The sequence below is a fragment of the Scytonema sp. HK-05 genome (genome assembly GCF_963872035.1).
GTDB lineage: Bacteria > Cyanobacteriota > Cyanobacteriia > Cyanobacteriales > Nostocaceae > Kalymmatonema.
Genome location: NZ_CAWMYC010000079.1, coordinates 123,063 through 134,244, shown reverse-complemented (window position 1 = coordinate 134,244; position 11,182 = coordinate 123,063). Strand labels below are relative to the sequence as shown.

8 protein-coding genes are annotated in these 11,182 nt (G+C 43.5%); 2 read left to right on the top strand and 6 right to left on the bottom strand.

The genetic code is table 11. The features are described 5' to 3' along the window. Positions 1–308: 308 nt before the first annotated feature. A complete protein-coding gene (locus AACT52_RS11055; protein ID WP_073630833.1) occupies positions 309–1,643 on the top strand; it encodes a serine hydrolase in 1,335 nt (444 codons plus the stop codon). A gap of 117 nt (positions 1,644–1,760) precedes the next feature. Further along, complete coding sequence (locus AACT52_RS11050; protein ID WP_073630831.1) at positions 1,761–4,859, top strand: plasmid replication protein, CyRepA1 family; 3,099 nt, start codon at positions 1,761–1,763, stop codon at positions 4,857–4,859. 233 nt (positions 4,860–5,092) lie between these two features. Here the strand turns inward: AACT52_RS11050 and AACT52_RS11045 are convergent, their stop codons facing one another. The 6 genes from AACT52_RS11045 to pgl form a co-directional block, all read right to left on the bottom strand. Continuing rightward, positions 5,093–5,485, bottom strand: a complete 393-nt coding sequence (locus AACT52_RS11045) for a hypothetical protein (protein WP_073630829.1) — start codon at positions 5,483–5,485, stop codon at positions 5,093–5,095. A gap of 32 nt (positions 5,486–5,517) precedes the next feature. Beyond that, complete coding sequence (locus AACT52_RS11040; protein WP_073630827.1) at positions 5,518–7,890, bottom strand: NACHT domain-containing protein; 2,373 nt, start codon at positions 7,888–7,890, stop codon at positions 5,518–5,520. Between the two features lie 260 nt (positions 7,891–8,150). Next, positions 8,151–8,285, bottom strand: coding sequence for a DUF433 domain-containing protein (locus AACT52_RS11035; RefSeq protein ID WP_233153914.1), 135 nt, complete (start codon positions 8,283–8,285; stop codon positions 8,151–8,153). A 67-nt stretch (positions 8,286–8,352) separates the two neighbouring features. Then, complete coding sequence (locus AACT52_RS11030) at positions 8,353–9,096, bottom strand: M50 family metallopeptidase (RefSeq protein WP_073630825.1); 744 nt, start codon at positions 9,094–9,096, stop codon at positions 8,353–8,355. A 261-nt stretch (positions 9,097–9,357) separates the two neighbouring features. Next, complete coding sequence (locus AACT52_RS11025; RefSeq protein WP_073630823.1) at positions 9,358–10,242, bottom strand: FHA domain-containing protein; 885 nt, start codon at positions 10,240–10,242, stop codon at positions 9,358–9,360. A 162-nt stretch (positions 10,243–10,404) separates the two neighbouring features. Beyond that, complete coding sequence (pgl, locus tag AACT52_RS11020; protein WP_073630821.1) at positions 10,405–11,136, bottom strand: 6-phosphogluconolactonase; 732 nt, start codon at positions 11,134–11,136, stop codon at positions 10,405–10,407. Positions 11,137–11,182 lie beyond the last annotated feature (46 nt).

Sequence of the window (11,182 nt, the reverse complement as noted above, 5' to 3'; positions counted from 1 at the left end):
AATGAACCACAGATGGACACAGATGGACACAGATAAATAATTACTTCATTCAATATTAGCCCCCTTTTTAAGGGGGTTGGGGGATCTAAACGACGGTGGATTGGGTATTTGAGCGTGAAGTTGACATCTATGGCAGGGCAGGACAGCCTACAAAAACTGTATTCAAGGCAAATGAGAACCGCTACAAGTACAGTTGCCTTGATTTTCAAAATCTGTCTAAATGTCTTTGGTATAAATTACACCTTTTTGCTAAAATGCGTCATGTTAACTTTTTTGTCCTTAGAAAAACCAATTAAAAATTAGATAAAATGCCGAAACGGCGTAAATCTCAAATTTTCTTTCACCAATTCTCAAAGCTCAGCTTGGCTACCAAAGTCAATCATCTGACACTTAAATTCACAATTCTAAGTGTATTGATAGCCATTTTGATAACTAAATATATGGCAGAACAGTTTGTAAAATCATCTGCCCAATATTCATTGAATCTACCGACATCGGCTTCACCTGCTAGTGTCCAAGTTGCTGCCAAATCATCCACCCAACAAAATTCCAAATCACTAACTGCACCTTTGCCAACTCCTGCTGTCGAGGTTGCTGCCAAATCACCCGCCCGACAAAAGTTCAAATCACTGACTCCACCTCCACCAGTTCCTGACTGGGCTGTTGCCAAATCACTGCCTATTCCGTCTCGTCAACCAGAAAAACAAGATTTAGAAGTCGTCTACAATCTCAAAAAGCCTCCAAATTTTAAACACTCTCAAGAGTTGCAAGCCATTGTTAACGATGTTGTAGAGCTTGCTACTGATCAAAGTCTGCCTACAAAGCCTTTATCGATTACCTTAATAGATGCAAAAACTAGCGAAACAGCCGGATATCAAGAAAATACACCAAGATATCCCGCTAGTGTCATTAAAATGTTTTGGATGGTCGTTTTGTATGCCCAAATAGAGAATGGTATTTGGAAAAATGAAAAGGATTTTGCTCCTTATCTGGCAAAAATGATAAAGGAGTCTGATAATGAGGCTGCTAGCTTTATTCTTGACGAAGTCACAGGTACGCGTTCTGAACCAGAACTAAAGAGTGAAAAGTTTAAAGTTTGGAAAAACAAACGCCAACAAGTTAACCGGTTTTTCCGACAAGCAGGTTACAAAAATATTAGTGTTATTCAAAAAACATTTCCCATTGACTACATTAATCTTCCAGAACCTGAGGGGAGTGAATCACAGCTGCTAAGTAACCCAGGGGACTGGAATAGGATAACAACTCAACACGCAGCCAGACTATTGTACGAAATTTGTTACGCCGGGCAGGCTGTTTCTGTGCAAGCTAGCAAAAAAATGTGTGGATGGCTAAAAAGAGATTTAAATCCCAAAGTTTGGCGATCGCCAGACTCTTATGATTTCAACCCTGTACGCACCTTTTTTGGTGAGTCTTTACCCCATACTCGTGTTCGTTTACATTCTAAAGCTGGCTGGACTTCTATTTCTCGCGCAGAAGCGGCAATGGTTGTCACAGAGAATAGTAAAGCTACTTATATTTTGGCGATTTTCGCTCCAGACTCGGCATACGCTGATGAGGTAGATATTTTTCCCAAGATGTCTCGTCTTGTCTATAACCGCATGACTTCTCGCAGTTCCAAATAATGGGTATTTTTTTATACCTATAATGAGTCTCACAAAACTTTCACCATCGCTGATCTCAAAACCAGCAAATGCATGATAAGGTGTTAAGTCCCTTGTCATCCTTTGCCACCTAAACCAATGCATTCGTACTATCTAAACCCCCAACACCTTGAGGAATTAGTCAAAGGTAGCGGTATAGATTTAGACCTTGCTAGACTCAATTTTATGTCTCTACAAGGCAGAACAACTTATGACTACTTATTGATTTCTGAACATCTACCCCGTACAAATACTGGAATGGTAAGAAGTGGGTGGTTGCAGCGTTACGCCCATATTGCTGAAGGTGGTTGGTGGTGTTCTGGACTTGATCCCCTCAATCATTGGCAAGCAATGGAGTGGGGGTGCTTTAAGCCCAACCAACCTCGATTAAATGAAAATAACAAGTTGATTAAGTACGAACATCCCCCCAGCACACCAACACGCGTATTTTGTCTGCGGGTATCACTACGTATTTGGCAGCAAGTCGCCCAACGTTACAATGTCGCCATACCTGACAATATCAACATTGCCTGTAATGGTGAAGCCGAAGGCTTTTGGCAATGGGTTATGGAACAGAACATCCCCGTCATAATTTGCGAGGGTGTTAAAAAAGCAGCAGCACTGTTGACACAAGGATACGCAGCTTTAGCCATCCCTGGAATTACCAGTGGTTACCGCGTCATCAAAGATAACTTTGGCAAAGTGATTACTCGCCAGCTTATCCCCGACTTGGCGGTGTTTACCAATACTCGGCGCATCTTTTACATTTGCTTTGATTTTGAAACTCAACCTAAGACAATCGCAGCGGTAAATAATGCCATCTCCCAGCTAGGATTTCTCTTCCAAGAAACAAATTGCCTTGTTCAAGTCATTCAACTTCCAGGAATAGAAAAAGGGGTTGATGATTTTATTGTCGCCAAAGGTGCAAGTGCTTTCGAGGCGATGTATCGGCAAAGCATTGATTTAGAAGTTTACCTTGCCCAAATCAAACCCCACAGCGAGTTAACCATTCCTGCTGCACTCACCCTGAACCGCCGCTATTTAGGAGAAATACCGTTCCCCACGTCTGGATTAGTGGGAGTCAAGTCTGCAAAAGGAACAGGGAAAACCACAACAGTGCAAGCTGTTGTGAATCAAGCCAAAAGCAGAAACCAACCCGTTTTATTAATGACTCACAGAATCCAATTGGGACGCTTTTTATGCGACAAAATCGGCATTCAATGGGGAATGGGTAAAGAGGAATGGTTTCGTAATCAGCGCTTAAGCGCTTACTACAAGCCTAATTCTCTCGGATTGTGCATTGATTCCCTTTGGAAGCTGAATCCTGAAGATTGGCGAGGGGCGATAATAATTTTGGATGAAGTCGAACAATCTTTATGGCATCTACTTAACAGCAATACTTGTAAAGATAAGCGCGTCAAAATTCTAAAAGTATTCCAGCAGATTATTTCCACAGTTTTGATAACTGGAGGGTTAGTTATTGCCCAAGATGCTGATTTATCAGATGTTTCCTTAGAATATTTGCAGGGATTGGCAGGAATTAAAATAACACCTTGGGTGGTTGTGAATCAGTGGAAACCACAGCAAGGTTGGGATGTGACTTTCTATGATTCTCCAAACCCAACTCCCTTAATTCATCAACTGGAACTCGATTTAATTACAGGACAAAAATGTTATGTCACAACCGATAGTCGCACTGGACGTTACAGTTGTGAAACAATCGAACGTTACCTCAAAGAGCGTTTAGAAAGATTGAAACAGCAATTTCCAAAAACTCTGGTTATCAGCAGTCACACGACAAACACACCAGGACATGAAGCCGTTGATTTTGTAGCAAATCTCAATCAAAAAGTGACTGAATACAACACTGTTTTTGTCACTCCTAGCCTTGGTACGGGAATTAGCATTGATGTCCAACATTTTGACAGAGTTTATGGTATTTTTCAAGGAGTCATCCCTGATACGGAAGCACGACAAGCATTAGCAAGAGTACGCGATGATGTACCGCGCATCGTCTGGTGTGCTAAGCGAGGAATTGGCTTCATTGGCAGTGGAAGCACAAATTATCGTTCATTGTCTTATTGGTATCAGGAAAATCAAAAAGAAAACTTAGCTTTACTTAGTCCGCTGCATAAAGTTGATGTAGATTTGCCGTTAGTGTATGATCCAATGCATTTGCGGACTTGGGCAAAATTATCTGCAAGGGTGAATGCTTCTATTACCCTCTACCGTCAATCTATGAAAGATGGGTTGATTGCTGATGGGCATCAAATTCATGTACGAAGTAATGATGTACAAAAAAATATTGTCCGAGATTTACGCCTTGCCTTATTAGCAACTGACCCCAATGATTTTGCAAACCGTAAAAGGTTGATTTTAGAAATATTCCAAGTCCAGAAAGATTGGTCTCATAGCCGCAAAAAATCAAAAGAAATTGATATTAAAATCAGAGAAATCAAGCGGCGAAATCAATTAGCGGCTGCAACGGCTGTAGCTAATGCTCAGGATATTGATTACGTGGAATATGAACAGCTTTTAGTGAAACACTCGCTCACAGATGAGGAACGCAACCAAATTAATAAATATACTCTTAGACAGAAATATGGTATTGAAGTCACTCCTCTGCTAAAATTATGGGATGACAAAGGGTATTATAGCCAATTATTAACACATTATTATCTAACTCATGAAAGCGAGTTTCTTCGCCTGAGAGATAAACAAGAATGGCATCAGCAATTGTCTTGGGGTGAAGGTAAAGTTTTTCTGCCAGATTTAAAGACTAATACCCTTAAAGTTGAGGCGTTCAGGGCGTTAGGAGTGCTACAGTTCCTCGAACCAGAACGAGAATTTACCGAAAATGATGCAGATTTGTTGTTACTGAAAAATATTACTTATCAGTGTAGTAAACATATCAAAAGGGCGCTTGGTATTAATTTATTGCAGGAAAAAAAGTATATTTCAGCGATAAAAATACTCAATAGACTGTTGAATTTGTTGGGTTTGAAGTTGAAGCGGGTAAGTAATGGAGTCTATCAAATAGACACTGAGACGCTTTATGATGGCAGAGAAGAAATATTTGCTGTCTGGCAACAACGTGATGAGTTGATGTTGGCAAATGTCAAGGGTATGCTTGATGATTCTTCACCCTGGAAGGGTGAGGCTACACAAACAAAGCCTGCCTACGCAGGCTATTTATAATGCAATACGGTTCAGTTAAGGATTTTAGTGGCATTCGCGTTCTCTGTAGAGACGCGCCATGGCGCGTCTCTACAATGTGGTTCTACTAAGGGTTTTCGTCTTATCGGAACCGTATTGATTTATAATGAACGACATATGCGGTGAATTGCCCATAATCAGAGAACCCCACCCCAGCTTTGGCTTACGCCAAAACCGCCCCTCCCCGCTTGCGGGGAGGGGTTAGGGGTGGGGTTCTACTCGCTGTACTCTGCTTCTAGAAAGCCTTTAATTGTCTCAACCGAAATGCTGACAAGAGGATTTTTGTAAATCGCATCCAGCGCTTGTTTCAACGCCTCAGTACTACCTGCTGTGAAGGCACTCCACAGCCTCTGTCTCAGAGTGGGGTTGCGCTTGATTTGCTGCTGAACTGTTTGAATTATAGCCGTTTGTTTCTGGGTTTCTGTTGTAGCGGGGTAATTTTGATTGAGTTGATTGCATAATTCTTGAATTTCTTTCCTTGCTTGTGCAAGATTTTGTTTCTGTTCTGAAACACTCTTACCTATCACAGTACCATCATTTTTCTCAATAATCTGCACGACTTCCGAATTAGTGAAACTATATTTGGAACCTGGAGATTGTTCTGGCATTGTTTTTATTCCTTAAATGAAAGCTTTTCATCTCATATCTTCTTAGCTATAACAGTGCCATCATTTTTCTCAATAATCTGCACGATCTCGGAGTTGATGACTGCTGAACCTGGAAGTGTTTTACCCTCCACGACGGGAGGAGAGTTAAAAATTTCGTGGTTATAAAACTTGCAACCTTCTTGAATTTTTAAAATAGTATTTCTTGTCTCTTCTATCCCATTCAATCGTAACTCCCATAGACGGGACAGGATTTCAGAGTCAGCAATATTTCCTAATGCAGAAGCAGCACTCAAACGAACAGATAAGTATTCATCCTGTAAACGCAGAATTAGGGCATCTACATTGCCGATTTGTGCAAATAGATCAGTGAGACTCAAACGAATAGATGAGACTTGATTCTGTAAAGCCAGAAATAAGGCATTTTCTGCCTGCTGATTGCCAATTTTTCCTAATGCAATAGCGGTACTCAAACGAACAGATGATTGATGCTGTGAAACCAGAATTAGGGCATTTTCCATATGCTGAGTGGAGATTTTTACTAATGCAATAGCGGCACTACTACGGACATCTGAGTATTCATTTTGTAAAGCCAGAATCAGGGCATCTACTGCCTGACGATTGCCGATTTTTGCTAATGCATCAATGGCACTACTACGGACATCTGAGTATTCATTTTGTAAAGCCAGAATCAGGGCATCTACTGCCTGACGATTGCCGATTTTTGCTAATGCATCAATGGCACTACTACGAACAGATAAATTTTTATCCTGTAAAGCCAGAATCAGGGCATCTACCGCCTGCTGATTGCCAATTTTTTCTAATGCATAATCGGCACTCCCACGGGCATCTGAGTATTCATAGTGTAATATATTACTTGAAAATGCATTAGCATATTCAGAACGTGTAATACCTAAAAGCTCAATCTTAAGTGTTTGAGGAACATTCAACCCCAAAATCAATCCAACCGTCTTCTCCTGAAACTCTGGCTTCACCTCCCCCGCCAACCTCGCCGCCAACATCAAATCCACATCCAACGCCAACTTCACCACTCGCATTGCCTGCGCCTCTTTTTCTTCCAACGCCAACATCAGCGCTAGCGGTTCTGTCCACTTCAGGTAATTGAGGTAATCACGTTTCAACTTGGCATCACTCAGGCAATGTAGCTGTTTTAGCAAGTATTCCGCCGCATAGTATTCTTGCAAGAGCTGGTGGCGAAACTCAATTTGGTTGTTGCTTTGCACCTGAATGAGGTGATGCTCTAGCAAATCCTCTAACCAGCGTTTAGCATAGTCGCGGGGCTTATCAAACTTCTCCCGTTCTAGATACTGGGTGAGGATGTCTTCTGCTTCTCCTTTGGAAATATTCAAGCGAAGTTCTGCTGGCGCTGCACCCTGCATCATGTTGAACGCTAACTGTTGCAACAATTCAGAACACCAGTGGCGATAGTTCTCAAAGGCTGGGACACCTCTTTTGAGTTGATTGTCATAGAGACTGGCAAAGTCCTGAAATGCCGCCCCCAAATTGGTGGGTATTTTACCTCCCTCTTGGGCATAGACGCGACACAGCATCCATAGCAGCAGGGGTGTTTCAGCAAATTTCCGCTGGCGGTCATTCAACTGCGGTAGCATTTGCTCTCCCTGCTGTCCAAGGTACGCCCGGACAAACGCTTGCATCTGAGTTTCTGTCAGGGGTTGCATTTCCAGTTGCTTGGTAAAATGGAAGTCTCGCCCTAGACTCAAATCTCGCGTGGTAAATATCATGGGAGTGCATCGCTTGTATTTTTGCCGAAATTTCTTTAACTCCTCTCTGGCTTGTTCGTCGGGCAATTCGTTCAACCCATCAACTAACAACAAAAACTGACCCTTTAACAGCAACCTTTTAATATCAGTTTCTTCGAGTTCTTCAAGCGATGGATCATGTGTAGCCAAAAAATCCCGAATGATATCCAATACAGAAGTTTTGTATTCTCTAAGTCTCACTAGCACGGGGATCTGACCTAACCCCCCAGCCCCCTTCCCTACGAGGGAAGGGGGAGAATCTTCTTCCCCCCTCTCCGCTTCGGAGAGGGGGGTAGGGGGGAGAGGTTTTGTAGCTTCTTCCCACAACAGCCGCTCTAATGCTGTTGATTTTCCTGAGCCGGGTTTTCCTACCAGCAATACATGCTTTACCGCATATTTACGGATAGCCTCCAGCACGTTAAGCCGTTCAATTTCCTCTTTTTCCTCAGATGACATTCCTTGCTGCTGTTTGAGCGGTACTGTTTGCACCATTAACCCAATATCATTCAGCGGCTGCTTACCTACTGTATCTGTGGATGTGTAATTATTCGACCAGTACTGATACTTCGGTTCAGTGGCGATCGCTTCGAGATATGCCTGAAACTCAGGATTGGGAGTAGCAGCCATGCAAAGAGAGTGCGTATATTTATATATAACTAAACATACAAAGCTAAATCAAAAGAATCCAGATTTCTTTGCCAAATGTATTGCTATCACTGAGATGCGCCCTACAGAGCTTTGGCAGGGCAATGTTTCTTATTTTACAAATTCTCATCAACTAAAAAGTTCAAAAATTAAGCTCCTAGTGGCACAACATCTGTTTGTTTTACCAACTCGGCTGCGTATGCTAAAGCTGCTTCTACCTGCTCTTTGCTGAGTCCGTATTCTTACATGACTTCTTGCTTATCCATACCGCCTGCTAACGAACCAATCACAATAGAGACAGGAATTCGGGTTCCGGTGATCACGGGTGTACCGTGATGAATCTGAGGATCGACGTAGATATGAGGAGCTATTTCCATTTAATCAATGCCCTGTATTAGCTGTATAACAAAAACTACATATGATCAAGGAAAAAAGGTGCGTTGCTCACCTCGAACGATAGGCAAGGCGGAGGCTTTGTACTAAAATCACCAGAGATGCAACTGCCATCAATCCACCCCAAAACCAATAAGGTAACAACAACCGCTGCTGTATTTGCGCTGTATCCGAAAGTCCCAAGGGACCAGCACTATAGCTAAACAAATAGTCCAGCTGATGATACGTACTCACACAAGCTTGCACGCCGAGAAATTGAACAGTAAACCCCTGCACCCAACGCGGCGCTTTCAAGGCAATACCTAGGATAATTAAACCTAGTAGAGGAATCGCCACAATTCCAAAGAGCGATCGCACCCAAATTATCGTCGAAACTAGTAAGAAAACACCTAAAATTTTTAAACTGAGCGTTGCCAGCTTAAAACTGCGGGAAGCCAAAATCAAAGCTGCACCAGCAATCGGTGGTCCCATTGGTCCTGCCGCTGCAACTAAAGCTGGACCAATTGGTGCCAAAGACAAGGACATGGCATAACTTGCTACACCGGAACCGTTACCAAAAATTTCCAATTTCCGAAACTGTCCGCCCAATAGCAGTGCCATCAAGCCGTGACCCATTTCGTGAAACCAAGTTGCCAGGATGGTAAATGGGTATAAAATATAATTACCTGCTGGTACTTGCCACAGTAAAATCGTGGCGATCGCTGCGGCAATAAGCCACGTAAGCCCCATGCGGTCAACTGCTGGCGGCGCTTCTTTTGTTAGCAAGGGTTCAAAATCTTTGCCAAGGCTGCTCATGGGTCACTTTCCTAAACGTATTCACCCGACTGCTTTTGTTGCAGTTTTATCCATGCTAACTACAGTTTGTGTCTGGCGGCGACTATCAACCACCAGACACAAATCATTTTTGAATTTATACTAGTACACAGGGCGCGGAAATAAACCGACCATCTGTAACAGGTCAAAAGCTAGGAAAAAAGGACTTTTGACTTTTGACCGCAACGCTATCGCTCAAGGGCATGCTTTTGACTTACAAAGGTAGCGGTACTAGAGCCTTCGTTATACAAGTTGAAACAGGAATGTTACCATATCTCCCTTACCCAAACTTATGCGATCGCCTGGGCGTAGGCGGTGCCGATTTCCTGGTAATAGGGGCAAGTTATTGATGTAGGTGCCATTGGAACTTCCGACATCTTCGATGTAGTGGGCGTCTCCCTCTACCCGAATATCGGCATGAATCCGCGAAACAATTTCCGAATTCGGAAATCCTGAAACATCTACATCTGGGGGGATGCGATCATTAGGCTTGCCCATATGAATAACAGAGAGGTTTTGCGGCAATTCAATTTCCCTGTCTGTTTGGATGTGAAGCAGCCGTGCCGTCACCTGCTGCAACTGAGTTCTAGAAGCAGATGGTACGACTGTGGGCGGTGGAGTTTGGGCTGGGGGTGGTGCGGGTGGTGCGGATAGTTCCGGTGCCGGGGGTGGAGTGGGTGGTGCGGATAGATCCGGTGCTGGGGGTGGAGTGGGTGGTGCGGAGAAATCCGGCGCTGGGGGTGGTGCAGCGACGTTTGAAGGCGGGGCGCTACTTTGTGTGACTTCCACTGATGGATCAGGAACCGAAACCGCTGTTGGTGGTAAGGATGCGGAATTAGCGGAGGTGTAATTAGCAGTACTTACCCCTATGGGTTGTGGTTGTACAAGAGGATCAGGGTTAACAAAGGGTGGTAAATCTGGTGGGAGATCAGGTGCGACGGTTGCGGCAACACCAGTGGGAGCACCTGCACGCAGGTTATAACCACACTGACCGCAAAAAGCTGCATCTGCTTGCACGTTTGCCCCACAGCTGGGACAGTTAGTAGTAGCTGGTAATGGGGTGTAGCAAGCTTCACACTGGACAGCGCCGTCTGGGTTTGGGTGATTGCAATTAGGGCAGACGATCATGAGGTTAAGTCTTTGTTGAAGTTCAATCGTAAAATAGTGCTAGCAAGCAGAGGGGCAACTCTGGCTTCCGATTTTAACAAGTACGTTTGAAGGCTGAAGTATGAAGTATTAAGTCATGAAGTGTGATTAATTTTTCATCCTTTATACTTCATCCTTCGTACTTTATCCTGCATCCTTTTTGAGGTCACTTCCTGCTGCTGCATCTAGCAACCACCAAAGTTCTCCTTGAGGTTGAATCAAGCGCGATGGGTAAGTGAATTCATCTGCCACTGGTGCAAAAATTTGAGCAAGAGCTGGTCTTTTATTGGCACCAGCAACTATAAAGATAACGCAGCGAGCAGAGTTAATGAATGGATAGGTGAAGGTGATGCGGGGGTTTCCATCTTTGTTCCCTACGGTAATGAGCTTATCTGTTACTTTTAAGGCTTCTGTATGCGGAAACAAAGATGCGGTGTGAGCATCATCTCCCATTCCTAATAAAATGACATCCAAAGAAGGCAACTCGCCTGGTGAGGAGTGAAAAAATTCTTGCAGATGTCTTTCGTAGTCAGCTGCTGACACTGCCGGGTCATTTTGATTTGTAGGTATGGCGTGGATGTTACCCGTTGGGATATCAACGCGATCTAACCAAGCACGACGCGTCATCAGTTGATTGCTATCTGGATGGTCGGGTGGGACGTAACGTTCATCTCCCCAAAATACATGAATTTTATCCCATGGCAGTTTTTGGGTAGAGATTGCTTCGTACAACGGTTTAGGTGTGCTGCCACCAGATAGAGCAATGGTAAATTGCCCCCGCTCTTGAATAGCAGTTTCCATCTTGGACAGGATCAATTCTAGCGCGCGCGCAATTAGCGCCCCTTGATCTGGAAGAACTTCAACTTTTTTGCTCATCCCTTCATCATTACATTAGCGACTTCCAGCATTACAATAGCGAAAT

Coding starts and splice junctions, on each gene's coding strand:
- AACT52_RS11025 (WP_073630823.1), bottom strand. CDS start 10,242: ATGATCGTCTGCCCTAATTGCAATCACCCAAACCCAGACGGCGCTGTC.
- AACT52_RS11045 (WP_073630829.1), bottom strand. CDS start 5,485: ATGCCAGAACAATCTCCAGGTTCCAAATATAGTTTCACTAATTCGGAA.
- AACT52_RS11055 (WP_073630833.1), top strand. CDS start 309: ATGCCGAAACGGCGTAAATCTCAAATTTTCTTTCACCAATTCTCAAAG.
- AACT52_RS11035 (WP_233153914.1), bottom strand. CDS start 8,285: ATGGAAATAGCTCCTCATATCTACGTCGATCCTCAGATTCATCACGGT.
- pgl (WP_073630821.1), bottom strand. CDS start 11,136: ATGAGCAAAAAAGTTGAAGTTCTTCCAGATCAAGGGGCGCTAATTGCG.
- AACT52_RS11050 (WP_073630831.1), top strand. CDS start 1,761: ATGCATTCGTACTATCTAAACCCCCAACACCTTGAGGAATTAGTCAAA.
- AACT52_RS11030 (WP_073630825.1), bottom strand. CDS start 9,096: ATGAGCAGCCTTGGCAAAGATTTTGAACCCTTGCTAACAAAAGAAGCG.
- AACT52_RS11040 (WP_073630827.1), bottom strand. CDS start 7,890: ATGGCTGCTACTCCCAATCCTGAGTTTCAGGCATATCTCGAAGCGATC.